General features: G+C 65.5%; 27 protein-coding genes. 6 read left to right on the plus strand and 21 right to left on the minus strand.

Annotated features, from left to right (window positions below; all coding sequences use genetic code 11):
• Positions 1 to 33: 33 nt before the first annotated feature.
• The 11 genes from truB to rimP form a co-directional block, all read right to left on the minus strand.
• Positions 34 to 927: a tRNA pseudouridine(55) synthase TruB gene (gene truB / locus FGL95_RS03945; RefSeq protein WP_169584864.1), complete on the minus strand. Its 894-nt coding sequence runs from the start codon at positions 925 to 927 to the stop codon at positions 34 to 36.
• The gene (gene npt / locus FGL95_RS03950; RefSeq protein ID WP_169584865.1) at positions 924 to 1,574 is read right to left on the minus strand and encodes a 4'-phosphopantetheinyl transferase Npt; all 651 of its coding nucleotides are present in this window, start codon (positions 1,572 to 1,574) and stop codon (positions 924 to 926) included. Before npt ends, truB begins: the two co-directional genes overlap by 4 nt.
• Entirely contained in the window at positions 1,571 to 2,497 is a 927-nt protein-coding gene (locus FGL95_RS03955; RefSeq protein ID WP_169584866.1) for a metallophosphoesterase, read from the minus strand. Before FGL95_RS03955 ends, npt begins: the two co-directional genes overlap by 4 nt.
• 5 nt (positions 2,498 to 2,502) lie before the next feature.
• Positions 2,503 to 3,834, minus strand: a complete 1,332-nt coding sequence (locus tag FGL95_RS03960; RefSeq protein WP_169584867.1) for an MATE family efflux transporter — start codon at positions 3,832 to 3,834, stop codon at positions 2,503 to 2,505.
• The gene (locus tag FGL95_RS03965; RefSeq protein WP_169584868.1) at positions 3,831 to 4,829 is read right to left on the minus strand and encodes a DHH family phosphoesterase; all 999 of its coding nucleotides are present in this window, start codon (positions 4,827 to 4,829) and stop codon (positions 3,831 to 3,833) included. Before FGL95_RS03965 ends, FGL95_RS03960 begins: the two co-directional genes overlap by 4 nt.
• 12 nt (positions 4,830 to 4,841) lie before the next feature.
• Entirely contained in the window at positions 4,842 to 5,291 is a 450-nt protein-coding gene (gene rbfA, locus FGL95_RS03970) for a 30S ribosome-binding factor RbfA (RefSeq protein WP_169584869.1), read from the minus strand.
• Between the two features lie 43 nt (positions 5,292 to 5,334).
• Positions 5,335 to 5,625 (minus strand): DUF503 family protein, encoded by a 291-nt coding sequence (locus FGL95_RS03975; protein WP_169585226.1) that lies wholly within the window; start codon positions 5,623 to 5,625, stop codon positions 5,335 to 5,337.
• A 73-nt stretch (positions 5,626 to 5,698) separates the two neighbouring features.
• Positions 5,699 to 8,644: a translation initiation factor IF-2 gene (gene infB, locus FGL95_RS03980; RefSeq protein ID WP_169584870.1), complete on the minus strand. Its 2,946-nt coding sequence runs from the start codon at positions 8,642 to 8,644 to the stop codon at positions 5,699 to 5,701.
• Positions 8,645 to 8,748: 104 nt separating this feature from the next.
• The gene (locus FGL95_RS03985; protein ID WP_169584871.1) at positions 8,749 to 9,099 is read right to left on the minus strand and encodes a YlxR family protein; all 351 of its coding nucleotides are present in this window, start codon (positions 9,097 to 9,099) and stop codon (positions 8,749 to 8,751) included.
• A 43-nt stretch (positions 9,100 to 9,142) separates the two neighbouring features.
• Entirely contained in the window at positions 9,143 to 10,171 is a 1,029-nt protein-coding gene (nusA, locus tag FGL95_RS03990) for a transcription termination factor NusA (protein WP_169584872.1), read from the minus strand.
• Entirely contained in the window at positions 10,168 to 10,722 is a 555-nt protein-coding gene (gene rimP, locus FGL95_RS03995; protein ID WP_169584873.1) for a ribosome maturation factor RimP, read from the minus strand. The genes nusA and rimP overlap by 4 nt, the downstream gene beginning before the upstream one ends.
• Before the next feature lie 172 nt (positions 10,723 to 10,894).
• Here rimP and FGL95_RS04000 point away from each other — a divergent pair, with 172 nt between their 5' ends.
• Positions 10,895 to 11,416 (plus strand): hypothetical protein, encoded by a 522-nt coding sequence (locus tag FGL95_RS04000; protein WP_338079698.1) that lies wholly within the window; start codon positions 10,895 to 10,897, stop codon positions 11,414 to 11,416.
• The gene (locus FGL95_RS04005) at positions 11,413 to 11,847 is read left to right on the plus strand and encodes a DUF4439 domain-containing protein (protein ID WP_169584874.1); all 435 of its coding nucleotides are present in this window, start codon (positions 11,413 to 11,415) and stop codon (positions 11,845 to 11,847) included. The genes FGL95_RS04000 and FGL95_RS04005 overlap by 4 nt, the downstream gene beginning before the upstream one ends.
• Positions 11,848 to 11,902: 55 nt before the next feature.
• On the opposite strand, the gene FGL95_RS04010 is transcribed toward FGL95_RS04005, so the two are convergent.
• On the minus strand, positions 11,903 to 13,336 hold the full coding sequence (locus FGL95_RS04010; RefSeq protein ID WP_169584875.1) for a DHA2 family efflux MFS transporter permease subunit: 1,434 nt from the start codon (positions 13,334 to 13,336) through the stop codon (positions 11,903 to 11,905).
• 71 nt (positions 13,337 to 13,407) lie between these two features.
• On the opposite strand from FGL95_RS04010, the gene FGL95_RS04015 reads away from it, so the two are divergent.
• A complete protein-coding gene (locus FGL95_RS04015) occupies positions 13,408 to 14,025 on the plus strand; it encodes a TetR/AcrR family transcriptional regulator (RefSeq protein ID WP_240962649.1) in 618 nt (205 codons plus the stop codon).
• Positions 14,026 to 14,033: 8 nt separating this feature from the next.
• Positions 14,034 to 14,876, plus strand: a complete 843-nt coding sequence (locus tag FGL95_RS04020; protein WP_169584876.1) for an alpha/beta fold hydrolase — start codon at positions 14,034 to 14,036, stop codon at positions 14,874 to 14,876.
• Here the strand turns inward: FGL95_RS04020 and FGL95_RS04025 are convergent.
• The 4 genes from FGL95_RS04025 to FGL95_RS04040 form a co-directional block, all read right to left on the minus strand.
• Positions 14,873 to 15,538 carry an O-methyltransferase gene (locus FGL95_RS04025; RefSeq protein ID WP_169584877.1) on the minus strand — a complete coding sequence of 222 codons (666 nt, stop codon included), beginning with the start codon at positions 15,536 to 15,538 and terminating at the stop codon, positions 14,873 to 14,875. The two genes, FGL95_RS04020 and FGL95_RS04025, sit on opposite strands and share 4 nt — an antisense overlap.
• A 21-nt stretch (positions 15,539 to 15,559) precedes the next feature.
• A complete protein-coding gene (locus tag FGL95_RS04030) occupies positions 15,560 to 16,558 on the minus strand; it encodes an oxidoreductase (protein WP_169584878.1) in 999 nt (332 codons plus the stop codon).
• On the minus strand, positions 16,555 to 18,288 hold the full coding sequence (locus tag FGL95_RS04035) for an acyl-CoA dehydrogenase family protein (protein ID WP_169584879.1): 1,734 nt from the start codon (positions 18,286 to 18,288) through the stop codon (positions 16,555 to 16,557). The genes FGL95_RS04030 and FGL95_RS04035 overlap by 4 nt, the downstream gene beginning before the upstream one ends.
• 109 nt (positions 18,289 to 18,397) lie before the next feature.
• On the minus strand, positions 18,398 to 20,143 hold the full coding sequence (locus FGL95_RS04040; RefSeq protein ID WP_169584880.1) for a proline--tRNA ligase: 1,746 nt from the start codon (positions 20,141 to 20,143) through the stop codon (positions 18,398 to 18,400).
• 36 nt (positions 20,144 to 20,179) lie between these two features.
• Between FGL95_RS04040 and yaaA the strand changes: the two genes are divergently transcribed.
• Both yaaA and FGL95_RS04050 read left to right on the plus strand, forming a co-directional pair.
• Complete coding sequence (yaaA, locus tag FGL95_RS04045) at positions 20,180 to 20,923, plus strand: peroxide stress protein YaaA (protein WP_169584881.1); 744 nt, start codon at positions 20,180 to 20,182, stop codon at positions 20,921 to 20,923.
• A gap of 69 nt (positions 20,924 to 20,992) precedes the next feature.
• Positions 20,993 to 21,376 carry a VOC family protein gene (locus FGL95_RS04050; protein WP_169584882.1) on the plus strand — a complete coding sequence of 128 codons (384 nt, stop codon included), beginning with the start codon at positions 20,993 to 20,995 and terminating at the stop codon, positions 21,374 to 21,376.
• 56 nt (positions 21,377 to 21,432) lie between these two features.
• On the opposite strand, the gene FGL95_RS04055 is transcribed toward FGL95_RS04050, so the two are convergent.
• The 5 genes from FGL95_RS04055 to cobO are packed head-to-tail and all read right to left on the minus strand — an operon-like array spanning position 21,433 to position 26,513.
• The gene (locus FGL95_RS04055) at positions 21,433 to 22,893 is read right to left on the minus strand and encodes an MFS transporter (RefSeq protein ID WP_338079725.1); all 1,461 of its coding nucleotides are present in this window, start codon (positions 22,891 to 22,893) and stop codon (positions 21,433 to 21,435) included.
• Positions 22,894 to 22,933: 40 nt separating this feature from the next.
• On the minus strand, positions 22,934 to 24,139 hold the full coding sequence (gene cobA / locus FGL95_RS04060) for a uroporphyrinogen-III C-methyltransferase (protein WP_338079699.1): 1,206 nt from the start codon (positions 24,137 to 24,139) through the stop codon (positions 22,934 to 22,936).
• A gap of 31 nt (positions 24,140 to 24,170) precedes the next feature.
• On the minus strand, positions 24,171 to 24,533 hold the full coding sequence (locus FGL95_RS04065) for a cobalamin biosynthesis protein (RefSeq protein ID WP_338079700.1): 363 nt from the start codon (positions 24,531 to 24,533) through the stop codon (positions 24,171 to 24,173).
• The gene (locus FGL95_RS04070) at positions 24,526 to 25,905 is read right to left on the minus strand and encodes a cobyrinic acid a,c-diamide synthase CobB (protein WP_169584884.1); all 1,380 of its coding nucleotides are present in this window, start codon (positions 25,903 to 25,905) and stop codon (positions 24,526 to 24,528) included. Before FGL95_RS04070 ends, FGL95_RS04065 begins: the two co-directional genes overlap by 8 nt.
• Positions 25,899 to 26,513, minus strand: coding sequence for a cob(I)yrinic acid a,c-diamide adenosyltransferase (cobO, locus tag FGL95_RS32185; RefSeq protein WP_169584885.1), 615 nt, complete (start codon positions 26,511 to 26,513; stop codon positions 25,899 to 25,901). Before cobO ends, FGL95_RS04070 begins: the two co-directional genes overlap by 7 nt.
• Position 26,514 lies beyond the last annotated feature (1 nt).

The raw sequence follows: 26,514 nt of genomic DNA on the forward strand, positions 1-26,514 counted from the left end.
GGGGCCAAACGCACTCACAGTTCGCACGTGTTCTCAGCGCATGTTCGCCGGGCGGACGACCATGACCGAGGCGGCGCGTTTGCCGCGTTCGGTGAGGAGGGCGATCGCCCGACCGTCGGGGTCGATGGCGACGTAGATGCCGTCGATGCCGATGGGTTCCAACCACCGCCCCTGACTGAGGGATTCGGCTTCGTCGGCGTCGATCTGCCTGTGGGGGAAGGCGATTTGGGCAGCAGCGTCGATGTCGAGGCTGACTGTGGGGTCCAAGGCCAGGTCGTCCAACGTCCTGGCATTCGCGATGTCGAACGGACCGACTCTTGTGCGGCGCAACGCAGTCAGATGGCCGCCGACCCCCAAGGCCGCGCCGAGATCACGTGCCAACGCGCGGACGTAGGTGCCCGACGAGCATTCGACGTCGACGTCCAGGTCGACGAACGTGTCCGTGTCACGGCGCGCGAGCACATCGAACTTCGACACAGTGACCGGCCGCGACTCGAGAATGACCTCCTCGCCAGCCCGGATCAACGCGTGGGCGCGCTTGCCGTCGACCTTGATCGCGCTGACGCTGGCGGGCACTTGCGAAATGTCGCCGGTCAACTGTGCGACCTGGTCGGCGATCTCCGCATCAGTGACGCTCGAGGCGTCCACCGTCGAGAGCACCTCACCCTCGGCATCGTCGGTCGAGGTCGACTCCCCCAGCCGGATGGTGGCGGAATACGCCTTGGTCGTCAGCGCAAGCAGACCGAGCATTTTCGTTGCCCGCTCGACGCCGAGGACCAACACGCCGGTCGCCATCGGGTCGAGCGTTCCTGCATGACCGATCTTCTTCGTCTTCAACAGTTTCCGGCAACGGGCGACGACGTCGTGGCTCGTCAGCCCGCCGTCCTTGTCGATGATCAGGAGGCCGGCGGTATCGATTGCCTTCATACGGTGATCGCCGTGAAGACGTGGCGGTCAGTGATCAGCCAACGACCGTCGAACGAGGTCAACGGCGCGCCGCCATCAATCGTGTGGCCTGGCACCAGTAGCTCGCTGCGGAACGTTCCACCTCGGCCGTCGATCGAGAAAGTGATATGGGCTTCCTCGAAACCGAGCCACCGATTGGTCAGCGGGAACCATGCCTTGTAGGTGGCTTCCTTGGCGCAGAACAACAGTCGGTCCAGGTGCAAACTGGACGGGGTCGCCGCGAGCCACTCCCGCTCGGCCGCCAGACTCACATGGTCGAGCACGCCATCCGGCAACGGACCGTGCGGCTCGGCATCGATACCGACCGACCGATGCTGCATCGAAAATGCCAGCGCCGCACCACGGTAGCCGTCGCAGTGTGTCAAGCTGCCGACGACTCCCTTGGGCCACAACGGCATTCCGCGCTCGCCGCGAAGGATCGGTGCGGGATCGACACCGAGCTTGCCCATCGCCAACCGAGCACAGTGGCGGGCACTGACGAATTCCCGTTTGCGCTTGTCGACGGCACGCGCGATCAACGATTCTTCGAGCGGGTGCGGCACCAGTCCCGGTGGGTCGACGAACAAGTCGGCCGACTCGACTCCCGGTGGGAGGATTTCCTCGATCAACTGCGCTCCGCCCTCATCTTTTCTGCCGCTGCCTCCATCTCGGGAGTCACCTTGAAATGCCCGCCCCATTTGTTGAGCGCGCCCGGTGGGTACTCCGGAACGGGCAGGATCTGCCGAAGTAGCTTGTCGGGCAAGCCTCGTCGTTGCCATTCGCGCGGATAGCCCAACGACACCTCTTCGAACCTGACGCCGTCGTACCAGGTCGTTCGCGGGATGTGGAGATGCCCGTACACCGAGCAGATGACGTTGTACTCCTTGTGCCAGTTCTTCGTCAGAGTGGTCCCGCACCACAGCGAGAATTCCGGGTAGAACAGCACTTCGGTTGGTTCCCGGACCAACGGAAAGTGATTGATCAGCACCAGTGGCATGTCCGGATGCAGTTCGTCGAGCCTGCGCTGCGTCGACGCCACCCGTACATGGCACCACGCGTCGCGCGTGACGTAGGGCTGGGGTGAGAGCAGAAATTCGTCTGTCGCAACCACATTGCGCTCGCGAGCGAGCGCCAACCCGTCGACCTTCGTCGTCGTGCCGGCGGGCAGGAACGAGTAGTCGTAGAGCAAGAACATCGGTACCAAAGTGACCGGACCTCCGACTCCGTCCCACACCGGGTATGGGTCCTCGGGGGTGATGACGTCGATCTCACGGCACATGTTGACCAGGTAGTCATAACGCGGTGCACCGTGGATCTGCACCGGGTCCTTCGCCGTCGTCCACAGTTCGTGGTTGCCCGGCACCCAGATGACCTTCGCGAACCGACTGCGAAGCAGTTTCAGCGCCCACCGAATGTCGTCGGTTTTCTCCGAGACGTCGCCGGCGACGATCAACCAGTCGTCCGGCGAATCCGGAAAGATCTGCTCGGTGATCGGCCGGTTTCCTCGGTGCCCGACATGGATGTCACTGACTGCCATCAACTTGGGGGTCACACTGGCTACCTTTCCTTATCGACGACCTGCAGGTCCGACCCGGGCACCGCCCACCGGCCGGATCGCGTCCGGATCACGACCGCACCCAGCCGTAGCAGCATGAACGCCGTCAGCCCTGCCCAGATTCCCGGCAACCCCCAGTCGAACGCGAGCGAGCACCAGATCAGCGGTAGAAATCCGACGATTGCCGCGGCGAGGGTCGCCGTACGCAGGAACTTCGCGTCGCCAGCACCGAGCAGGACACCATCGAGTGCGAAGACGATTCCGCCGATCGGAACGATCGTGACAAAGAACCACCACGCACCATGGGTCCGCTCGACCACCGCAAGATCGTTTGTGAAGACGCCGGGAAGGATGCGATAGCCCGCCGCGAACAACACGGCCAGGCCCAGCCCGAAGACCGTGGACCACCGCGTGATCCGCCATGCCAAATCACGCGCATCCTCGGTGCGGCGCGCACCCAACGCGGCGCCGATCAAAGACTGCGCCGCGATCGCCAGCGAATCGAGCGCGAGTGCGACGAAGTTCCACAATTGCAGGACGAGTTGGTGCGCAGCCACCGATGCCGCGCCGAACCGCGACGCGACCGCAGCAGCCGAAAGGAAGCATGCCTGGAACGCCAGGCTCCGCGCGATCAAGTCCCTGCCGAGCACCAACTGCGCTCGCATGACCGACAGCCTCGGCCGAAGCGCCACCTTCTCCCGCAGCAGCGTGCGAGCGAACAACGTCGCCGCACATGCTTGCCCCGCAACATTCGCGACGGCAGAACCAGGCAGACCCATATGCGGCGCAAACGCCAACCCGTGCACCAGAAACGGGCACAGCACACCCGAAACAATCAAGCCCACAACCACATAGCGAAAAGGCCGCATCGTATCTTGCACGCCGCGCATCCAGCCGTTGCCAGCGATGCTGATGAGAATCAAAGGCGCACCGAAAAGTGCTATTCGTAACCAGCTTTCGGCCTCGCGGGCGATGTCGTCACCACCGGCAATCACCTGCGCTATCGGCCGGGCGAGCACCTGCATCACCGCGATGATCACCACCCCGATGACCACCGCCAGCCAGGTGGCTGCCACTCCTTCGCCGACCGCGTCGCGACGATCCCCCGCACCATGCATGCGCGCCGACCGGGACGTCGTGCCATACGACAGAAAAGTCAACTGGGTACTGACCTGGGTGAGGATCAAACCGCCGACGGCAAGCCCGGCCAGCGCCAACGCACCCAGCCTGCCGACCACGGCGAAATCGAACAACAAGTAGATCGGCTCGGCAACGAGCACGCCGAACGCAGGCAGCGCCAACGCGAGGATCCGGCGCGGACCGGGTGAGTTCACCCGAGTGCGCTTCGCAACTCCGCCACGACGTCGGCGATCGGGCCTTTCGCGGTGTAACCGGCGGCGTAGCGATGACCGCCACCACCAAGCCGGGTGGCCAAGGCTGCAACGTCGATCGTGTTCTTGGACCGCAACGACACCGACCACACCTCGGGCGTAACCGTCTCCTTGAACACCGCAGCCAACTCGGCCTCCGCCGTCGTTCGGACGATATCGATGACGCTCTCGACCTCTTCGGAATTCAGCCCTTCGCGGTCGGACCTGCGAATGACCGCATGCACCAGACCACGCCCTTCAGCCGCGTCCGGCACGAGAACTGCCGAGCCGAGCACCTTCGACAGCATCGGAAGCCAACCGAACGGATGAGTGTCGAGCAGTCGACGGGCGATGAGCGCGCCGTCGATTCCGGTCGCAAGCAACCGTTCGGCGAGAAGATGGGTACCCGGGCGCACCCACCGGAACGATCCGGTGTCGGTGACAAGCCCGGCGTAAAGGCAATGCGCGATGTCGCTGTCGATCTCCGTGCCGAGCAGATCGAGGATGCGTGCGATCACGCTCGCCGTCGATTCCGCGCTCGGATCGACGACGTTGATCGAGCCGAACATCGTGTTGGAGCGATGATGATCGAGCACCAAGCTCGACCGAGCACCGTCGAGCCGGTCGCCCAGCCGGCCCAGCCTGCCTCGGCTACCGCAATCGACGGTCACGAGTAGGTCGACCTCGCGGGCGACAGCTTCGGGCTCGACGACGAACTCGACGCCCGGCAGTTGTCGCATCGATGTCGGCAACGTCGACGGTTCGGCGAACGCAACCTGCACTGGAACACCGCGACGGTCGATAGCGAGCGCAAGAGCCAGACCGCTCCCGAGAGTGTCCGCGTCGGGCTGCACATGACATAGCACCGTGACCGACTTCGCAGCGACCAACGCGTTGACGGCTGGAGCCAGATCGACATCGCCGGAACGTTGCGCCGTCGCGTGTTCGGCAACCGTCATTGCGCGGCCCGATCAGTCACCATCGGTGGCACCACCCTCGGTCTTGTAGGGGTCGGGTTCCCCTGCATGCTTCGCACCTGCCCTCGCGCGCGCAACTTCCTCGTCCGCAGCACGGGCCTTCGCGAGCAGCTCTTCCATCTGCCGCGCGGTGTCGGGCACCCGATCCTCGACGAACGCCAGCGTAGGCGTGAACTTGATTCCTGTCCCGGCGCCGACCTTGCTCCGCAGCACACCCTTGGCCTTCTCCAGGCCAGCCGCTGCAGCCATCACATCGGGCTCGGTGTTCAGATCTTCGCCCATCACGGTGTAGTACACAGTCGCCTCACGCAGGTCTCCCGTCACCTTCGCGTCGGTGATCGTGACGAACTGTAGCCGTGGATCCTTGATTTCGTACTCGATCGCCGTCGCAACGATCGCGGCGATTCGTTTCGCAAGTCGACGTGCCCTGGCCTGATCGACCATGGTCAGCCCCCTTCTTGTTGTGCCGCTTACCCGTGTTGTGGGACTAGTCTTCCGGGCCGAAAATACGACGTCGCACCGTGAGCAACTCGAGTTCCGGCCGCCGTGCGACCGACCGCTCACAGTTGTCGAGGACCTGGTTGAGGTAGTCGACGCCGGATGACGCAATCGCGACCCCGAGTATCGTCCGCCGATGGCGGTCCTGCTCGCCTGTTTCTGCTGCGGAGACTCCGAACTTGTGGAGTTCCGCGAGCACCGGCTTCACGATCGAGCGCTTTTCTTTCAGCGAATGAACGTCGCCGAGCAAGATGTCGAATTCGAGCGCACCGAGATACACACTGGCCTCCTCCATCCGGCAGGCTGAGTGTCTTTCGCAGCGGGCGAACCCGCTGCGAAAGACACTCCACGACCTAGTCTCTAGCCTTCTCGCGCAGCTCGTACGCCTCGATGACGTCGCCTTCCTTGATGTCGTTGTACGTCAAGGTCAGACCACACTCGAAGCCTTCGCGCACCTCGGTGACGTCGTCCTTCTCCCGCTTCAGCGAGGAGATGGTGACGGTCTCCGCGACAACCATGTTGTCGCGCAGCAGCCGCGCCTTCGCGTTGCGACGAATCGATCCCGACGTGACCATGCAACCGGCGATGGTGCCGACCTTCGACGACCGGAACAACGCCCGGATCTCTGCGCGGCCGAGCTCGATCTCCTCGTACACCGGCTTGAGCATGCCCTTGAGGGCCTTCTCGATCTCGTCGATGGCCTGGTAGATCACCGAGTAGTACCGGATGTCGACGCCCTCACGGTTGGCAAGCTCAGTCGCCTTGCCCTCCGCGCGAACGTTGAAGCCGATGATGATCGCGTTGGACGCCGACGCCAGGTTCACGTTGGTCTCGGTGACGCCACCGACGCCACGGTCGATGACACGCAACTCGACCTCGTCGTCGATCTCGATCCCGAGCAACGCTTCTTCCAGCGCCTCGACCGTTCCGGAGTTGTCGCCCTTCAGGATCAGGTTCAGCTGCGAAGTTTCCTTCAGTGCCGAATCCAGATCTTCCAGGCTGATCCGCTTACGACTGCGGGCCTGCATCGCGTTGCGCTTACGCGCATTGCGACGGTCCGCGATCTGGCGGGCGATCCGGTCTTCGTCGACAACGAGCAGGTTGTCACCAGCGCCGGGCACCGACGTGAAGCCGATGACCTGGACGGGACGCGATGGCAATGCCTCCGCGACGTCCTCGCCGTGCTCGTCGACCATGCGACGCACACGTCCGTATGCGTCACCGGCGACGATCGAGTCGCCGACCCGCAGGGTTCCGCGTGCGATGAGCACGGTGGCGACGGGGCCGCGGCCACGGTCGAGGTGCGCCTCGATGGCAACACCCTGAGCGTCCATGTCCGGGTTGGCCCGCAGGTCCAGCGAGGCATCCGCAGTCAACAGCACTGCTTCGAGCAGCGCGTCGATGTTGGTGCCCTGCTTGGCCGAGATGTCGACGAACATCGTGTCGCCGCCATACTCCTCGGCGACCAGACCGTATTCGGTCAGCTGCTGCCGGATCTTGTCCGGGTTCGCGCCTTCCTTGTCGATCTTGTTCACCGCGACCACGATCGGCACGTCGGCCGCCTGGGCGTGGTTGATCGCTTCCACCGTCTGCGGCATGACGCCGTCGTCGGCTGCGACAACCAGGATCGCGAGGTCGGTGGCCTTCGCACCACGAGCACGCATGGCCGTGAAGGCCTCGTGACCAGGGGTGTCGATGAAGGTGACGAGACGCTCGTTGCCTTCCAGCTCCGTGAGGACCTGGTATGCACCGATGTGCTGCGTGATACCGCCGGCCTCGCCCTCGCGGACGTTGGCCTTACGGATCGAGTCGAGCAGTCGAGTTTTACCGTGGTCGACGTGGCCCATGACGGTCACAACCGGCGGACGGATTTCGAGATCCGACTCGTCGCCCTCGTCCTCGCCGTAGGTGAGGTCGAAGCCTTCGAGCAGCTCGCGATCCTCGTCCTCCGGGCTGACGACCTGCACGACGTAGTTCATCTCGCTGCCGAGCAGTTCCAGCGTCTCGTCGCCTACCGACTGAGTTGCCGTGACCATCTCACCGAGGTTGAACAACGCCTGGACCAGCGCAGCCGGGTTCGCATCGATCTTGTCTGCGAAATCGACGAGCGATGCGCCGCGAGCGAGCCTGATGGTCTCGCCGTTGCCGCGCGGCAGCCGAACGCCACCGACGGCGGGCGCCTGCATGTTCTCGTACTCGGCGCGTTTCGCCCGCTTCGACTTACGGCCACGACGAGGCGCGCCACCGGGACGACCGAACGCGCCGGCCGCTCCACCACGGGCGCCGGGACGACCGCCGCCACCGCCGCCGCCACCTGGGCGACCGCGGAAACCACCGGGAGCCGGGGCACCCGAAGCGGGTGCACCGGGAGCGCCACCGCCACCACCGGCACCGCCGCGGTAACCACCGCCACCGCCACCGGGACCGCTGGGACGACCCGGTGCGCCACCGGGACGACCGCCGGGCCTACCGGCACCGGGTGCGGGCCGAGCTGAACGAGTAGGCATCGCGCCTGGATTCGGGCGCGGCGGCATCGAGCCGGGGCTCGGCCGCGGACCGCCCTGACCTGCGGGCGGACGGCTGGAACCGGGTGCCGGACGAGGACCGCCCTGACCTGGTGCCGGACGCGGGCCGCCCTGGCCTGGTGCCGGACGCGGACCGCTCTGACCCGGTGCCGGACGACCAGTCGCGGCCGGGCGAGGAGCACCCGGTGCCGGACGTGGAACCGGACGCTCGGTCGGCGCGGACGAGTACGGGTTGTTGCCGACGCGCGGTGCCTTCGGACCGGGCTTCGGTCCACCCGGACCGGCCGGTGCCGCAGGAGCGGCAGGTGCCGCGGCCGCGGGAGCCGCTGGCGCTGCCGGTGCAGCAGGGGTCGGCCTGGCCGGCGCGGGCTTGGCACTTGTCGCCGGGGCCTCGAACTTCGGGGGCGCCGGGGCGGGTGCGGCAGGCGTCGGGTCGACGGGTGCCTTGGCTACTGGTGCTGCGGGTGCCGCAGGGGCCGCTGCTGCAGGAGCAGGGGCAGCCGCTGGCTTCGGGGCAGCAGCGGGCTTGGGACCCGGACGCGGACCGCCGGGCTTGGCACCCGACGAAGCGGGTGCTGCCTTTGCGGGCGCGCCACCGTTTGCGGGTGCTTTGGGGGCTGCGAAAGATTCACGAACCCGTCGCGCGACAGGTGCTTCGACCGTCGACGACGCTGATTTAACGAACTCGCCTTGCTCCTTGAGCTTTGCGAGTAGTTCCTTGCTTGTGACACCGAGCTCTTTTGCCAACTCGTGCACGCGGGCCTTGCCTGCCACTGCTCTCCTCACTGAGAGGTCGAGCGTGGTTGTCCCCACTAGGGGGCCCGCACGACCTCGGGTTATCTCCGACGGACGTTCATCGTTGGTGCTTCACGTTGTGCTCATGAGTGCTCGTGCCTGTTCTTCTCGAGGTACTCGTTCTCTGTGCGGTCCGGCTCGATCAGCCGTACCACCGCAGAGATGTCCAGAAATCCGGACACTCTCAGTGCTCTGCCGAACGCTCGACGCTTCTCCGCAATGGCTAGACAGCTCGACACGGGATGCAACCAAGCACCCCTACCGGGAAGTCTTCGCCGCGGGTCGGGCAGAAGCTCGTAGCCTTCGGCTTCGCGCTCCCTTGCGACGACCCTGAGCAGATCGGCGGCCAGCCCTCGCTCCCGGCATCCCACACACGTCCGAACCGGAATACCGGATGGGGAGCGCGCAGAAATTGGAGGCTCGTGCTGAACCATCGTCCACTCTACCGCTGTTGTACCCAAAGTCCCTACCGCGGCCCTAGGCGCGGTTCGCCCCGGGTCCGACCGTTCGCTCGGGAGCCGGTGCCGCGTCGCTTCGGATATCGATACGCCATCCGGTCAGCCGCGCGGCAAGCCGAGCGTTCTGACCTTCTTTGCCGATTGCCAGGGAAAGCTGGAAGTCGGGAACGACTACGCGCGCTGCGCGGGCTTCGGCATCGACGACCGTGACCGATACAACTTTCGAAGGCGACAGGGCATTCCCGACGAACTTCGCCGGGTCCGGGTCGTAGTCGATGATGTCGATCTTCTCACCGGCCAATTCGCTCATCACGTTGCGCACCCGCTGGCCCATCGGACCGATACAGGCGCCCTTGGCATTGAGCCCGGCGACGTTCGACTTCACGGCGATCTTGCTGCGGTGGCCCGACTCGCGAGCGACCGCGACGATCTCGACCGATCCGTCGGCGATCTCCGGAACCTCCAGGGCGAACAACTTGCGGACCAAGTTGGGGTGCGTGCGCGAGAGCGTGATCTGCGGTCCGCGCTGACCGCGCGAGACACCGACGACGTAGCACTTGATGCGCTCACCGTGCTCGTAGTTCTCGCCCGGCACTTGCTCGGCCGGCGGAATCAGTCCGTCGGCTCCGTTGGCCTCGCTCCCGATCCGCACCACGACGGTGCCACGCGCATTGGCCCGCGTGTCCCGCTGAATCACGCCGCCGACAATCTCACCCTCGTGCGTCGAGAACTCACCGAAAGTCTTTTCGTGCTCGGCGTCGCGCAGGCGCTGCAGGATCACCTGCCGTGCCGTCGTCGCGGCGATACGACCGAAGCCCTCGGGGGTGTCGTCCCACTCGGAGATCACGTTTCCGTCCGCGTCGGTCTCGGTGGCCATCACGCGAACCACGCCCGTCTTGCGGTTGACGTCGATTCGCGCGTTCGGCTGATGACCGTCGGTGTGCCGATAGGCGGTGAGCAGCGCCGACTGGATCGTCGCGATCACCGTCTCGATCGTGATCCCCTTCTCGGCTTCGATAGCGCGCAGCGCCGCAATGTCGATATTCATTTGTCTGCTTCCTCTAAATCGATCGATACGGGACCGGCAGGCGCCGGAGTGCCCGGAGCAAGGCCGGTGAGCTCGAGCTCCCGTGGGCTCGGCCGCGAGAACTCGACAAGCACGACAGCCTTCACGATGTCGGCGAGCGCCACGGTCCGTACGGACGGCTCGCGCTTTCCTGCGACGACGATCACGACCGATCCGGCGCTGAGTTCGCCGATGCGGCCCTCGATCTCTTCGGCTTCCGTCGAGATCGCCACCTTGCGACCGCGCGCCCGGCGCCAGTGGCGTTCGGCCGTGAGTGGTCGGTCGACTCCCCGGGTCGTGACCTCCAAGGTGTACGGGGTCTCGCCGAAGTCTTCGCCGTCGAGAATCTCGGAGAGCTCGCGACTGAGATCGGCGACGTCGTCGAGGCTGATGCCGCCGTCGCCGTCCACGACCACCCGAATGACCGAGTGCTTACCCGCGGGGACTATCGCGAGGTCTTCTAGATCCAAGCCGCGCCGGGTAACGGGCTCTGCGACGAGCTCGGTAACCCTCTCCGTGGACGGAATCGGCATTGGTCTTCGCTCCCGGTTCAATTGTCTCGTGTTGCTGGATCTGGACCTGTGTTCTGGCATTTTGCATGGGCAACCCAGCCATCAGCTGGGATAACAAGCGTAACGCGCAATTGGACGGCTCGGTGCCGAGCCGCTGTGCGCAATCTCCCCAACTGGCTGGCACGATGTAGGCGTGCCCACTCCGACGACGACAATACTGCTCTCGCGCCGGTCGACGCTCCGGCTGGCCGGCTACGGCGCGGTCGGCGTCGTCGCGGTCACGGCATTGTCGGCGTGCGCACCCGACGACGGAGCGGACGGACCGGCCAAGATCGATCCGCTTATCGCGCAAGCTGATCGGGCACGGACCGACGCGGCTGCCGCGACTGCGGCCGTGGCAACGATCCCCGATCGGGCACCTGCACTGGGGTTGATCGCCTCCGAGCGAACCGAACACGCGAAAGCCCTCGATACCGAGATCGCAAGGGCCATAGGGGTTTATTCCGACGGTTCGCCGCCGAGTGCTGCCGCCACAGCGAGCTCGTCGACGACCGAGACGGTCTCACCGCCGACCCTGGAGCAGTTGCGGACGCGCATCGCTGATTCCCAACGCGGTTCCGCTGCGCTGGCGACCACCGAATCCGATTACCGCGCTGGCTTGTTGGGTTCGATCAGCGCCGCATGTGGCGTGCACGTGGAAGTTCTGTTGCGATGAGCCTCGGTACCGAACAACAGGCCCTCGTCGACGCCCTGGCTGCCGAGTACGCCGCCGTGTATGCCTACGGCGTGATCGCTGCGTTCTCGAATCCCCAGCGCGCACAACTGATTGCGACTGCCGCGGCCGCCCATCGTGCTCGACGTAATTCGACCATCGACGCCTTGGTGGCCGCAGACGTGGACGCGCCCCCGGCCGCGCCCGCCTATGCCCCGCCGTTCCCGGTGAACGATCCTATTCCCGCCGCACAGTTCGCGATCGCGGTAGAAAACGATTGCGCGGTCGCGTGGCGGTCGCTGATCGAACGGGCCCAGTCCGAGGCCACACGCAAAACCGGCATCGACGCCCTGACCGAAACGTCTGTGCGCCTGGCGAACTGGAAACAGATATTGGGAACGACACCGTCGACGGTGCCGTTCCCGGGTTCCTGAACACCCGTGCGCGAGTCTCACCCCGCCAGGGGTGAAACTCGCGCACGGTTCGGGGTTACTTCTTCGGCATCCGCGCCGCGGCGATTGCGGCAATTCCGACCGCACCCATCCCGACCAGCAGCGCCGGGCGGAGCGCGTCGGCGTAGCCGCCGGGTGCGAGGGTGCCGTCGAAGCCGAGGAAGACCGCGGTCAACAACGCGATTCCGACTGCGATGCCGATCTCACGGATGGTCGAGTTCGCAGAGCTGGCCGTTGCGTGGTCCACGTCGGCCATGTCGGCGAGAACCGCAGTGGCACTTGGGGCGAAGGTCAAGCCCATGCCCACACCTGCCATGACGAACGCGGGAACGGTGTCGAGGTAGTGGACGCCGGGCACGACGATCAGGGCCATCCAGCCGAGCGAAAGCGTTTGCAGCACAAGACCTGCGAGTAGCAGCGGACGAACGCCGAGACGTGGTAGGAGCATTCCGGCAATCGGAGCGACGATCATCGGCGCCGCGGTCCAGGGCAGCGTACGAATGCCGGCTTCCAAAGGCGTGTAGCCCATTTCGATCTGCATGAACTGCGAAAGCAGGAAGACCGCGCCGAACATTCCGAGCGAGAAGCCGAAGCCGACGATGTTGGCGATGGAGAAGCTTCGCGAACGGAAGAGCCGCAGCGGGAGAACCGGGAACTCGACGCGCAGTTCACGAGCAACGAAGACCGCGAGCAACACAGCTCCTGCCGCCAGCGATCCGAGGACCGACAGCGAGGTCCAACCGTCGTCGTTGCCGTGCACGATGCCCCAGACTGCGGAGAAGATCGCAGCGCCCGCGAGCAGGGTACCGATGACGTCGAGCGGCTTGGGCTGCCCGACCGACTCACGAAGTGCGAACAGCACCAACGGGATTGCAGCCAAGGCGACGGGCACGTTCAGCCAGAAGATCGCCTGCCAGGAGACGCCGTCGACGACCGCGCCGCCGACCACCGGACCGAGCGCGACGCCGAGGCCGGACACGCCACCCCAGACGCCGATGGCCAACGCGCGCTTCGACGCAGGGACCGCTCCGGCGAGCAGAGCGAGGGAGAGCGGCATGATGCCCGCGGCGCCGACACCTTGAATGGCCCTGGCAGCGATCAGCATCCCTGGCGTGGTCGACAGTGCGGAGGCGGCGGACGCGAGAGTGAAGAGCGTGATCCCGCCGATGAACACCCGTCGGCGACCGAGTCGGTCACCGAGGGTGGCGGCGGTGAGCATCAAGGTTGCGAACGCGAGTGTGTAGGCGTTGACGAACCACTGCAGCTGGCCGACGGAGGCGTTCAGGTCGGCACGAATGACCGGCAGTGCGCTGGTCATCACGAGATTGTCGAGAGTCGCCATGAACATCGGCAACGACGCCGCAATCATGGCTAGCCAGATAGGGACGGTCCGCGAGTGGCGCTGCTCGGATGCAGTTACAGGCGCCGCAACGACGGCGGGAAGTTCGGGTGGATCGGCAACGATGGTCATCGTGGCTCCTTGTAAGCATCGAATGATAACTAACGCTTTCAATGTAAGTAATCGACTGATAACATGTCAACATGTCAGTCGAAGAAACTTTGGAGAAGCCCGCGACGAGGATGGCGGCAGCCGATCGGCGCGAGCTGATTCTGCAGGCCGCTACTCGCGCATTCGCCAAAGGCGGATATGCCGGGACCAGCACCGATGCGGTCGCGCGAGAAGCGGGCGTCTCCCAGCCCTACGTGGTCCGGATGTTCGGAACGAAGGTCGAATTGTTCCGCGAGGTGTACGTCCGCTCTTCCGACATGGTCATGGCGACGTTCGACGCGGCGCTCGACGAACTGGACATCGAGCCCGAGAGTCAAGCGTTCTGGGACTCACTCGGCGCGGCCTACAGCGAGCTGATCAGCGACCGCGACCTACTCCTGGTCATGATGCACGGCTTCAGCGCCGCTTCGACGCCCGAGATCGGCGCGGCAGCTCGTAAGTGCATGTCAGCAACCTACAAGCAACTGCGCGACCGCACGGGTTGCACGCCGGAACAAGCCCGCGGCTTCATCTCGCATGGAATGCTCCTGAACATCCTTCTTGCCATGAACGCCCCCGACTACGCCGCGGAGGATCCCGCTCTCGCGGAGCTGTCGGTCTGCGCGTTCGGACCGACGCTGGATGCAGCCCTCACCGACCCGACGACCTAGCGAGCGACATGTCCGAACAGTGGTCACGCGCAACCACCGACGACGGCCAGACCTTCGTCTATGCGGAGAAAGGCTCCGGGCCGCTGGTTGTGCTGTGGCACGGATTCCCCGACACCCCGCACGGCTGGTCCAATATTGCGGACAAGCTAGCGGATGCCGGCTACCGCACCGTCGCACCCTGGCTGCGCGGCTACCATCCGGACACGATCGTCGAAGGACGCGGCTACGACTCGCTCACCCTCGCCAAGGACACCTCGGCGCTGCTGGACGCGTTGGATGAGAAGGATGCCGTCGTCGTCGGCCACGATTGGGGTGCGCTGCTCACCTGGGGCGCAGCGGCATTGACGCCCGATCGGGTCCGCGCCATCGTTCCGATCGCAATCCCCCACCCCGCGCTGCTCCCCCGCGAACCGATAGTGCTGTGGCGCGCACGCCACTTCGTCGGATTGAAGTTGCCGTGGGCGACGTGGGAAGTACGGCGCAACGACTTCGCCTACCTCGACATGATCTACCGCCGCTGGGCTCCCAACTGGAATGGTCCGGCACGTGAGCAGGCGATCGCCGACGTCACAGCCTGCTTCACCGACGACCGCTCGCTGAACGGAGCACTCGACTACTACCGGGCGTTGAGTCCAAAACCGCCTGCCGGACTGCCCAAAGTTCCGAAGACGCGAGCACTTGTCGTCGGCGGCACGGTCGACATCGTGGCAGCCAAGTACTTCGAGCAGAGCGCGGCCAAGCTCGGCGACGGCGCCGAATCGCTCATTGTCGACCGCGCCGGCCACTGGCCGCATCGTGAAGGCGAAGCCGAATTCGTCGAACGACTGCTCGGCTTCCTCGCCACGCTCTAGCCGGTCACAAGCGCGAAAGCGAGACCGTCCCACCCCTTCGCACCGACCGTCTGCAGTACGGTCGCATCCAATCGTGGTTCGTCGCGCAGTAATTCGAGCAAATCACGGCTCGCGCGTGCTTGCGGATTCGTCGTCTCCGGATCGGCCACCGCTCCACCACGGACGACGTTGTCGACGATGATCACCGAGCCTGGACGGGTCAGTCGTAACGCCCACTGGACGTAGTTCGAGTTGTTCTCCTTGTCGGCGTCGATGAAGACAACGTCGAACGGCTCGCCCTCTGTCTCGAGGCCTGGCAGCGATTCGAGTGCGGCACCGACGACGATGTCGACCCAGCCGCCGACGCCTGCGCGGTCCAGGTTGGTGCGCGCCACAGCAGCATGCTTGGGGCTGTACTCGAGAGTCACGACGCGACCCTGTTCCCCCACGGCGCGCGCCAACCAGATCGTGCTGTAGCCACCGAGCGTGCCGATTTCCAGCACCCGTTTCGCCCCTACCGACTTCGCCAGCAGATGCAGGAACTTGCCTTGCGCGGCGGAGACGTCGATGGCCGGCAGGCCGCCCGCCGCGTTCGCGCCGAGCGCATCGGTGAGGGTCGCGTCCTCGCCGACGACCGTGTCGACGATGTATTGGTCGGTCTCTTGCCAAGTCGGTGTCGTCATGACATCGATTGTGCCGTCAGGTCAGAATCCGCCCGCGACCGCTACGACGCCACGGCCCGACTGCTCCCCCGCACGAATGCGATCGAGCACGCCCACCACATCGCGGACCGGCACCTCGTTGGTAACCGCCTCGAGGTGCGGCGGCAGCAGGTCGCTCTCGATCCGCGACCACAGCGCCCGACGGTGTTCGATCGGCAGCAGGACCGAGTCGATCCCGATCAACGACACGCCACGAAGGATGAACGGGAGCACGGTGGTCGGCAATGCCGCTCCACCGGTGAGCCCGCTGGCCGCGACAGCGCCGCCGTATTTCACGGTGCTGAGCACGTGCGCAAGGGTTTTGCCACCGACGCAGTCGACGGCGGCGGCCCACTGGGCTTTGCCGAGCGGTCGCGGCTTGGCGTCGGGGTCCTCCGGAAGCCGACCGATGATCGACGATGCGCCGAGCGATTCGAGCAGCTCCTTTGCGTCGGCCTTGCCGGTCGACGCCACGACCTCGAACCCGGCCGCGGCGAGCAGGTCGACGCTGACGCTGCCGACGCCACCGCTCGCTCCGGTGACCAGCACCGGACCGTCGCTGGGCGTGAGCCCGCGGTTCAACAGGGCTTCAACGCTCAGCGCCGCGGTGAAGCCGGCGGTCCCGATGGTCGCGGCCTGGCGGGTCGTCAGATCGCCAAGCGCGACAACCCATTCGGCGGGCACGCGGGCGAGTTCGCCGTAGCCGCCGTGCTGCGCGGTCCCGATGTCGTAGCCGTGGGCGACGACCCGGTCGCCCGGCTTGAATTGCGGATCCTCTGACGCCTCGACCACACCAGCGATATCGATGCCAGGAATGATCGGGTACTCGCGTACCACTCCGCCTTTCGGCGTCACGGCAAGCGCGTCCTTGTAGTTGACGCTGGAGTACTCGACACGGATGGTGACCGCACCGTCGGTGAGGAACGACTCCTCGACCGTCTCAGCGGAAAGAGTGATGGCGCCGTCGCTTTCGCGGGCAACCAGAGCGGAAAAAGACATCATGGCCTCATTTCGTATGCACCGTCGTAGCTGCGGACCTGTTCCCACACGCGACCGAAGCGGTCCGCGTCGACGGCGGGCTTGCGGATAACTCCGAGCGCCCAGTCCTGCTGCGCTTGCGTCGACGACGGCTTGCCGTGCAGCGCAACCGCGTACGACGAGAAGTCGCGGACCTGGAAGTCGAAGATCGAATCGAGAAGGTCCCGGTCCAGGCCGATGATCTCGGCCTGCTCGAGGATGAGCTGGCCGTACACGATCAGCGAGAACAGGTGACCGACGTTGAGCAGAAAGTCGAGGTCCTTCTGCTGCTCTGCGTCAGGTCCGGCGGTGGCGAGCAAGGTCTTGAGCGCCTTCGCCTGCTCGTAGAAGACCGCGACGTTGGGCACCTCGATGTTGCGCTCGTATGCCGGAGTCCAGTCGGCGAATTGCACCTTGCCTGCACCACGCGCGGGACCCTGCGCCCAGAAGAAGACGTCGTCCGCCGGGTCGGTACGGGTGCCGATCTCGGGATATTCCGCCGGGTTGAACAGGTAGTTGGGCATGAACTTGAGAACCTGGGCGACATTGACGTGCACCGTGCCCTCCAAGCGCGGGAGCGTGCCGATGTAGCGCGCAGCCTCGCAGAAGTAGGTGTTCTTCTCGAAGCTTTTCGCCGCGAGGACGTCCTGCAGCAGGGTCATCACGACCTCACCCTCGGACGTCACCTTCGACTTCGTGACCGGGTTGAACAGCAAGTAACGGCGATCGTCGAGGCTGGCGCTGCGGAAGTAGTCGATTGCGCGGGTGCTGAACAGCTTCATCGCGATCAGGCGGCTGTAGGCGTCGACGAAGTTGCCGCGCACGTGCGGGAAATCGGTCACCGGGTTGCCGTACAGGATTCGGTTCTGGGCGTGCGTGATCGCTTCGTAGAACGAGTGCTCGCACATGCCGACCGAGCCCGAACACAGGTTGAACTTGCCGACGTTGACCGTGTTCAGCGCCGACGAGAACGCGTCGGGTCCGGTGTTGAGGATGTCTTCCTGTCGCACCGGGTAGTTGTCGAGCCGGAAGGTGCTGACGTACATCTGCCCATGAATGACGTTGTCGATCAGCTCGTAGTTTTCGTGCTGGCTGTCCGCGGCGAACCAGATGTAGCCGTCCGCGCCCTCGATGTCGTTGCGGCGACCGAACACCGAGACCGTGCTCGCAATGTTGCCGTTGCCGATGTAGTACTTGGTGCCGCTCGCACGGAAGGCGATGCCCTCTTCGTCCGACGGGGTGAGGATGAGGTCGGTGGAGTAGACGTCTGCACCGTGGTCGCGCTCGGAGAGTCCGAACGCCATGACGCCGCCGTCTTCGAGCTGCTGCGCGGCTTCCTTCTTTGCGGCGTCGTTGTCGCTCATCCAGACAGGGCCCAGACCGAGAATGGTGACCTGCTCGGCGTACCAATATGCGAGACCGTAGAAGCCGAAGATCTCACTGAGCGCGGCGTTGCGCGAAGTATCCCAACGCTTGTTCGGATTGCCGTCGGCGTAGGCGGACGGCGTCAGGAACGTCGCGAAGATCTTCTCGCTCTTGATGAATTCGAGGAAGTCCGAGACCCACACGGCATCGAGATCGTCTTGCAAGAGTTGACGTTTGCCGCGATTCTCGAACCAGTCGATCAGCGCGCGCAGTTGGCGGCGAGTCTCCTCGTCGAACTGTTGCGGGTCGTAGGTGTTCGGATTCAGCAGCAGATCGCCAGCACTTGCCACGGGTCTCGCCCTTTCGTAGGAAATCGCGCACGACCTTACCAGCGGGTAGGAACGCCTCCGGCCCGTGCGTGAGTCTGGCCCCCAGAGGGGCCAAACTCACGCACAGTTGCTATTTGCCCCGGACCGCTGCGAGCACTGCCTCTAGCGCTTGGTCCCCGCCGACCTCGGTGCTGTCGCCGGTGAAGCGGTCGCGCACCTCGACCTTGCCGTCTGCCCAACCGCGCCCGACCACCACGATCAGCGGCACTCCGATCAGCTCCGAATCCTTGAACTTCACGCCCGGTGAAGCCTTGCGGTCGTCGAGCAGAACCGACAGCCCATGCGAGTCGAACTGTGCAGCGAGTTGTTCCGCACCTGCGCGCGCCGAGTCGTCCTTGTTCGCGATGACGACGTAGACGTCGAACGGCGAGACCTCGCGCGGCCAGCGCAAACCTTTCTCGTCGTGCTGCTGTTCGGCGATGACGGCGACGAGCCTGGAGACACCGACACCGTAGGACCCCTGGATTAGCCGGACCGGCTTGCCGTTCTCCCCGAGCACGTCGACCGAGAACGTGTCGGTGTACTTGTAGCCGAGCTGGAAGATGTGCCCGATCTCGATGCCGCGCGCAGACACCAGCGGACCGCGACCGTCCGGCGACATGTCGCCGTCGCGAACTTCCGCGGCCTCGATGGTGCCGTCCGGAGTGAAGTCGCGACCGGCGACGAGGTCGACGTAATGCTTGCCAGGCTCGTCCGCGCCGGTGATCCACGAGGTCCCGTCGACGACTCGCGGATCCACGAGATAGCGGACCTTGTTGGCCAGCAATGCCTTCGGACCGATGTAGCCCTTGACGAGGAACGGGTTCTTGGCGAAATCCTCGTCGGTCAGCATCGTGAACTCGGCGGGCTCCAAGGACGCACCGAGGCGCTTCTCGTCGACCTCGCGGTCACCTGGGATGCCGATACCGAGGATCTCCGTCGCACCGTCGGGATGGCGCAGCTGGACGAGGATGTTCTTGAGCGTGTCCGCAGCAGTGACCGTGCGGCCCAGATTCTGATTGGCCCACTCGACCAACGTCGCGATGGTCGGCGTGTTCGGAGTGTCGTGCGCGACGGCTTCGGGCTGACCTTCGATCGGAATCGCGTTCGGCGGAGTCGTCCTCACTGCTTCGACGTTCGCCGCGTACCCGGACTCGATGCACCGGACGTAGGTGTCCTCACCGACCGGGCTCTCGGCGAGGAACTCCTCGGACGCGCTGCCGCCCATCGCGCCAGACGTGGCCGCGACGATGACGTACTTGATGCCCAAACGAGCGAAAATGCGCTGGTAGGCCTCGCGGTGATCGTGGTAGCTCTTCTTCAGCCCGTCCTCGTCGAGGTCGAAGGAGTACGAATCCTTCATGACGAATTCGCGGCCGCGCAGAATGCCAGCGCGTGGACGTTCCTCGTCGCGGTATTTGGTCTGAATTTGATACAGCGTGACCGGAAGGTCCTTGTACGAGTTGTATTCGCCCTTCACGGTCAGCGCGAACAGTTCCTCGTGCGTCGGTCCGAGCAGGTAGTCGGCGCCTTTGCGGTCCTTGAGGCGGAACAGCCCTGGTCCGTACTCGGTCCAGCGGTTGGTGGCTTCGTACGGTTCGCGTGGCAGCAAGGCAGGCAGGGAGATCTCTTGCGCCCCGATCGCGTCCATCTCTTCGCGGACGACGCGCTCGATCTGGCGCAGTACTCGGAGCCCGAGCGGCAACCACGAGTACACGCCGGGGGCTATGCGACGGACGTAGCCGGCGCGGACCAAGAGCTTGTGGCTCGGTACCTCGGCATCGGCAGGATCGTCGCGAAGCGTACGCAGGAACAGCTGGGACAGACGGGTGATCACGGACAGCCAGAGTAGTCGCCGGTACCGTAGTCGCTTGTGCTGGTGCTGCTGCCTCCTTCGGAGACCAAGTCCGATGGCGGAAAACAGGCCCCCTTGGACCTCGACGCGCTGTCGATGCCGAAGCTGACGCCGACGCGCGAACGGCTGGTTGCTGCGTTGGTCGAATTGGCCGCCGACGTCGACGCATCAACGAAGGCGTTGGGCATCGGCCCCAGTCAGCTCGCCGAACTGCAACGCAACGCCACCCTGCGGACCAGCGCGACACGACCGGCGCTGGAGCGCTACACCGGCGTCCTGTACGACGCGCTGGCGGCGAAGTCGTTCACCCGGGTGCAACGGTCCAAGGCCTATGCCCGATTGGCAATCGGGTCCGCGTTGTTCGGTGCGGTCCGTGCGGACGACCCGATTCCCGCCTACCGCTTGTCCGGCGGCTCGAAGCTGCCAGGGTTTGGAACGTTGAGCTCGGTCTGGCGCGACGACCTCGCTGCCGCACTGCTCGACGAGGCCGACGGTCAGCTCGTCGTCGACCTACGGTCCGGGACGTACCAACAGCTGGGTCGGGTCCCTGGTGCGGTCACTGCCACCGTGCTTACCGAGACGCCCGACGGAACCCGCACGGTCGTCAGCCATTTCAACAAGCACCACAAGGGATTGCTCGCTCGCGCACTCGTCCTTACCCGCGCCGACCCGGTCGACGTGCGCGGCGTCGCACGCATCGCCGCGAAAGCCGGTCTGCGCGTCGAGGTCGTCTCGGCCTCGGAATTGGTCGTGCTGACCTAGAACTGTGCGTGAGTTTGGCCCCCAGGAGGGCCAAACTCACGCACGGGCGCGAAACGCTAGGTTTGTGAGATGCCGAATCCAGTCGTCCATTTCGAGGTCATAGGCAAAGATCCCGCGCGGCTCCGCCAGTACTTCGGCGAACTGTTCGGCTGGGAGTTCGACGTTCCGTCTCCGGTGGCGCAAGAGGTCTCCGATCCCGACAGCTACGGGTTCCTGGACCTCGTCGCGACAGAAGACGGCACGGGAATTCGCGGCGGGGTGGGCGGTGGGAGTAGCTATGAACCCCACGCGGTGTTCTACGTGGGCGTCGACGATGTCGAGGCGGCGTTGCAGAAGGCCGAAGAACTCGGCGGTACGCGGGTCATGGGTCCGGCGCGGTCACCGAGTGGCCTTGTCGTAGGCCACTTCACCGACCCCGAAGGCACACTGCTCGGAGTCGCAGGCGTTCGCTGAGGGAGCCACAACTGTGCGCGATTTTCACCCCCGGGAGGGTGAGACGCGCGCACGGGTCAGCCGCGGTGCGCCGCCTCCTGCGCCTCGTGCGCCAGGGCGACCTGCTGCGGAGTGAATCGGATGAACAGCGCGACCGCACCGGCAATGACCGCGCAGCCCGCGCAACCGACGAGAGCGAAGGTGTAGCCCTCGCCGAGTGCCCAGAGTTGATGCGGGTCCATATCCGACGCCGGACCGTTCGTCCCGCCCAAAGACAACGTTCGCGACGTTGCAGCCGCTCCGATGACGGCGAGGGCGAGCGGGCCGCCGAGGGTCTGCGCAACCTGCGTGATGGCCGTCAACGGACCGATTTCCGCAGGTCCGACGCCCGCGACAGCACACAGCGGCAACGGAACGACCGCCATGCCGACGCCGAAACCAATCGCGACGATGGGTACGAAGAGGTTGCCGAGGTAGGTGGCGGTGCCGTCCAGGGTCGACCCGTACAGCAGTCCGGCCACCATGATGGCGCCGCCCGTGATCACCAACCAGCGTGCCTGGATATGGACCGCCAGCTTGGACGCCACGAACGCGGACGCACCCATGCCGAACGCGAAGGGGATGAAGGCCAAACCGGCTTTCAACGGGCTGTAGCCGAGGATGTTCTGCACGAATTGAGCGACGTAGATCGCCATGCAGAACATGACCGCGCTGGCGAAGAAGATTGCGATGAACGTAGCGACGCGGTCGCGGTTGGCGAACAGCGAGAAGGGAACCAGTGGATTGTCGGCGTTGCGCTCGACGACGAGGAACACAGCGAGCAGGACCAGGCCGGCGACGAGTGCGCCGAGCACCCAGCCGCTTCGCCAACCGAGTTCGGGACCTTCGGAAATGCCGAAGACAATCGCCGTGCAGCCGAGAGTCGCAAGAACTGCGCCCTGCACGTCAAGCGACAGCCGTTCGTGATCGGTCTCGCGCAAAGCCAAGAAGGCCAGGCCGACGATGACGAAGCCGATGGGCACGTTGATCAGGAAGATCCAGCGCCACGAGACTTGAGTCAGCGCGCCGCCGACGATCAGGCCGGCAATCGAGCCGATTCCCGTCATGGCGGCAAAGATCGCAAAGGCTTGATTTCGTGCCGGACCCGGCGCGAACGTCGTGGCAACCAGGGCCAGCGCGGTCGGTGCAGCGATCGCGGCGCCAGTGCCCTGGAGTGCCCGCGCGGCGACCAGTGTCGCTTCGTTGAAAGCCAGACCGCACAGCAGCGACGACACGGTGAACATGGCGACGCCGACGATGAACATCTTTTTGCGGCCCCATGCGTCGCCGATGCGGCCACCGAGCAGCATCAAGCCACCGAATGCCAGTGCGTAGGAAGTGACTACCCAGTTGCGACCGGCATCGGAGAGACCGAGGTCGTCTTGCAGCCGAGCGAGCGCGAGGTTGGCGACGGTGCCGTCGAGCACCACCATCAACTGCAGACCGCTCAACACGATGATCGCGAGGCCGAGGACGCGCGTTGTCGCTGGATGAGTCACTGCACTGTGGTCAGACACGGGTGTTTACGTTACCGAGCGTTCACGAAAAAGCCGCTACTGCCCCGATAACGATGATGGCAGGCGGGCGGATGTTCTCCTCGCGAACTCGTGCCGCAACGGTGGCCAAATCAGCCCGAACAACGCGCTGCCCACGCAGCGTGCCTTCTTGAATCACGGTCGCGGGAGTCTGCGCGTCGCGGCCCCCCGCAACGAGTGCGGTTGCGAACTGTTCGATCCGCTCCACTGCCATGAGCAGCACAATTGTGCCGCGCAGCCGGGCGAGGGCGGGCCAGTCGACGAGCGAATCCGGGTGATCAGGAGCGACGTGACCGCTGACGACGACGAACTCGTGGGTCACGCCGCGATGAGTCACCGGAATCCCGGCGGCGGCGGGCACGGAAATCGCGCTGGTGATTCCCGGCACAACGGTCACCGCGATGCCCGCGGCGGCGCATGCTTCGAGCTCTTCGTAGCCACGACCGAAGACGTACGGGTCGCCACCTTTGAGGCGGACGACGAACTTGCCCGCCTTGACGCCGTCGATGAGCGCGTTGTTGATGGCCTCTTGCGCCATCGCCCTGCCGTAAGGAATCTTGGCCGCGTCGATGACCTCGACGTGTGGACCCAATTCGGCGAGGAGTTCGGGCGGCGCCAAACGGTCGGCGACGACGACGTCCGCGCGTGCGAGCAGACGACGACCCCGGACCGTGATCAGGTCCGGATCGCCCGGACCGCCACCGACCAGGGCGACCCCAGGCACTACTGGTTCCGACTCGGCTACCACTGTTCCCGACTGCAACGCCTCCAGCAACGCCGTACGGACCGCTGCGGACCGTCGATGCTCACCCTGCGCCAAGACGCCGACCGACAGTCCGTCGTAGCGCCCGGTCGCCGGTGTGACGGCGGTCCCCAAGCGGGCGATGTCTGCGCGGACGCAGAAGATGCGGTTGCGTTCGGCCTCCGCGACGATCGCGGCATTGGTCTCCGGCTCGTCCGTGCAGGCGATCGCGTACCAGGCATCGGAGAGGTCGCCGTCTTGGTATGGCCGCAGCACCACATCGATCTGACCGGCGGTCGCCATCCCCTCGACCGCGGGCGTCACCACCCGGCTTACCACTCGCACGCGAGCACCAGAGGAAATCAGCAGGCCGAGGCGGCGTTGGGCGACGGTCCCGCCGCCGACGACGACGACGCGGCGACCGGCAAGGTTCAGCCCGACCAGGTAATTCGACGATTCGTCCGACACCGGAGAGACATTACGGGAGCGCTCGGCTGCGTCAGCGCACCCGCCGAGCAGCAGCGACGACGACGTCGCGGGTCACACATTTCGGCACAACCAGCTCGCCGCCGCCGGCCGCGAGGATCGCTGCGGCCTCGGCGACGCTGGCGGTGTCGAGGGCTTGGGCGACGCGGGGTGAGGGATTCGGGACCTCCACGGTCGCCAATTCGGCTGCTGTGAACGACACGATCGCGACGCCGAGCGACTCGGCTGCGCGGATCAAGCCGCACTCGGCGCTTCGCTTGTCGATCGTTGCGAGACACTCGATTCGCTGGCCGTCGACGGCGTCGCGTATCGCATCGAGGATCGCCGCCGTGTCGACGCCTGGCCGCATACCCACTCCGATGACGAGGTCAGACACCAGCTGCCTCCGTCGCGAATGTCGCTGCAGCACGGACGAATCGGCGGACCGTCGCCGGGTTTCCCGCCGGATGGGTGTGCAGGTACGACGCATGGACCGAGCCGCTGACGACACCCTCGCGCGCCGAGCCACCAGCCGGACCGCGCCAACCCCACGCAGGGGTCGACGCCGCGGGTCCGGTGATTCGGGTGCGATGGAACTCGTGGCCGGTCACGCGGTCACCGACGGACCACAGCGGCGAGTCGGTCAACGCGACCGCGTCGCGATAGCCCAGCGTCAGGTGGGGGCCGAATTCTGCGTCGACGTCGACGACGCCCGCCATCGGATGACCGTCGAGTGACCGCGCGAGGTATAGCAGCCCGGCGCATTCGGCGTGGATCGGCAGACCGTGGCGGGCGAGGTCTGCGACGTGCGTCAGCAGCGACCGGTTGGCCGACAAATGCTCCGCATACTCCTCCGGAAACCCGCCTGGCAGCACGAGCCCGGCTGTACCAGAAGGCAATTCGTCGTGCAGCGGGTCGAACGACACGACCTCCGCACCGGCGGCAGCCAGTAGTTCACGATGCTCGGCATAACCGAAGGTGAAGGCAGAGCCGCCTGCGATGGCGATCGTCGGCTTACTTTCCGTTGCTTCCGCGTCACCCGGATCCCACGCCGGGACTGTCACGTTCGCCGTCGCCAACTCGACAATCGCGGCGACATCGACGTGCTCGGCGATCAGCGTCGTCATCGCATCCACTGCTGCGACCGCCGCGGCACCATGCTCGACGGCGGGGATCAGCCCGAGATGCCGCGACGGCACAGCGAGTTCGGCGATCCGCGGCACGGCACCCAGCACGGGCAGCCCGACGCGTGCGGCAGCATCACGAAGCACTTGCTCGTGGCGCGCGCTACCAACCCGGTTGAGGATCACCCCGCCAATGCGGACCTCCGGGTCGAATGTCGTGAAGCCGTGCAGAACTGCCGCCAGGCTCTGGCTGTGCCCCCGCACGTCGACGACGAGGACAACTGGTGCGCCGAGCAGCGCCGCGACCTGCGCGGTCGAGCCTTCGGCAGCAGGGGCCGGATTCGCATCGGAGATCCGTCCGTCGAACAGCCCCATCACACCTTCGACGACCGCGATGTCGCAGCCTTCGCAACCATGCCGGTAGAGCGGTCCAATGCGGTCCGCACCGACGAGAACCGGGTCCAGGTTTCGCCCGGGACGACCGGCCGCGAGTCCGTGGTAGCCGGGATCGATGTAATCCGGACCCACCTTGAAGGGCGCGACAACGTGTCCGGCGCGACGCAACGCGCCCATCAAACCCGTTGCCACAGTGGTCTTTCCGCTGCCGGATGCCGGTGCGGCGATGACAACTGCCTTCGTCACCACTCGATGCCCCGCTGCCCTTTGCGGCCCGCATCCATCGGATGCTTGAGCTTGGTCATCTCGGTCACGAGATCGGCGGCGTCGAGCAAAGCTTGCGGGGCGTCGCGGCCGGTGATCACAACATGCTGATTGCCGGGGCGATCGGTCAGCGTTGCGACGACGTCTGCGACATCGATCCAGCCCCACTTCAGCGGATACGTGAACTCGTCGAGGACATAGAACCGATGCGTTTCCTCGCCGATGCGCCGCTTGATTTCGTGCCAGCCCTCCAGGGCCGCGCTCGCGTGGTCGTCGTCGGAGCCCTTCTTCCTGGTCCACGACCAGCCTTCGCCCATCTTGTGCCATTCGACGGCACCGCCGACGCCGGTTTCGCCGTGCAGACGACCGAGGGCACGAAAGGCGGCTTCCTCCCCCACCTTCCATTTCGCGCTCTTCACGAACTGAAAGACGCCCACGTCGAAGCCCTGATTCCACGCTCGAAGGGCCATGCCGAACGCCGCAGTGGACTTGCCTTTGCCTGGGCCGGTATGGACCGCGAGGATCGGCAGGTTGCGCCGCTGCCGGGTGGTCAAGCCGTCGTCAGGGACCGATTCCGGTACGCCCTTCGGCATG

Origin of the sequence: Antrihabitans stalactiti (assembly GCF_012932915.1) — a bacterium.
Classification (GTDB): Bacteria; Actinomycetota; Actinomycetes; order Mycobacteriales; family Mycobacteriaceae; genus Antrihabitans; species Antrihabitans stalactiti.

Bases quoted from the DNA above. Each gene is read 5' to 3' on its own strand.
- truB (WP_169584864.1), bottom strand. From the start codon at position 927: ATGAAGGCAATCGATACCGCCGGCCTCCTGATCATCGACAAGGACGGC.
- FGL95_RS04050 (WP_169584882.1), top strand. From the start codon at position 20,993: ATGCCGAATCCAGTCGTCCATTTCGAGGTCATAGGCAAAGATCCCGCG.
- FGL95_RS03985 (WP_169584871.1), bottom strand. From the start codon at position 9,099: ATGGTTCAGCACGAGCCTCCAATTTCTGCGCGCTCCCCATCCGGTATT.
- rimP (WP_169584873.1), bottom strand. From the start codon at position 10,722: ATGCCGATTCCGTCCACGGAGAGGGTTACCGAGCTCGTCGCAGAGCCC.
- FGL95_RS04010 (WP_169584875.1), bottom strand. From the start codon at position 13,336: ATGACCATCGTTGCCGATCCACCCGAACTTCCCGCCGTCGTTGCGGCG.
- FGL95_RS04015 (WP_240962649.1), top strand. From the start codon at position 13,408: ATGTCAGTCGAAGAAACTTTGGAGAAGCCCGCGACGAGGATGGCGGCA.
- FGL95_RS04005 (WP_169584874.1), top strand. From the start codon at position 11,413: ATGAGCCTCGGTACCGAACAACAGGCCCTCGTCGACGCCCTGGCTGCC.
- cobO (WP_169584885.1), bottom strand. From the start codon at position 26,513: ATGCCGAAGGGCGTACCGGAATCGGTCCCTGACGACGGCTTGACCACC.
- FGL95_RS04025 (WP_169584877.1), bottom strand. From the start codon at position 15,538: ATGACGACACCGACTTGGCAAGAGACCGACCAATACATCGTCGACACG.
- FGL95_RS04020 (WP_169584876.1), top strand. From the start codon at position 14,034: ATGTCCGAACAGTGGTCACGCGCAACCACCGACGACGGCCAGACCTTC.
- nusA (WP_169584872.1), bottom strand. From the start codon at position 10,171: ATGAATATCGACATTGCGGCGCTGCGCGCTATCGAAGCCGAGAAGGGG.
- FGL95_RS04030 (WP_169584878.1), bottom strand. From the start codon at position 16,558: ATGATGTCTTTTTCCGCTCTGGTTGCCCGCGAAAGCGACGGCGCCATC.
- FGL95_RS03965 (WP_169584868.1), bottom strand. From the start codon at position 4,829: ATGACGGTTGCCGAACACGCGACGGCGCAACGTTCCGGCGATGTCGAT.
- rbfA (WP_169584869.1), bottom strand. From the start codon at position 5,291: ATGGTCGATCAGGCCAGGGCACGTCGACTTGCGAAACGAATCGCCGCG.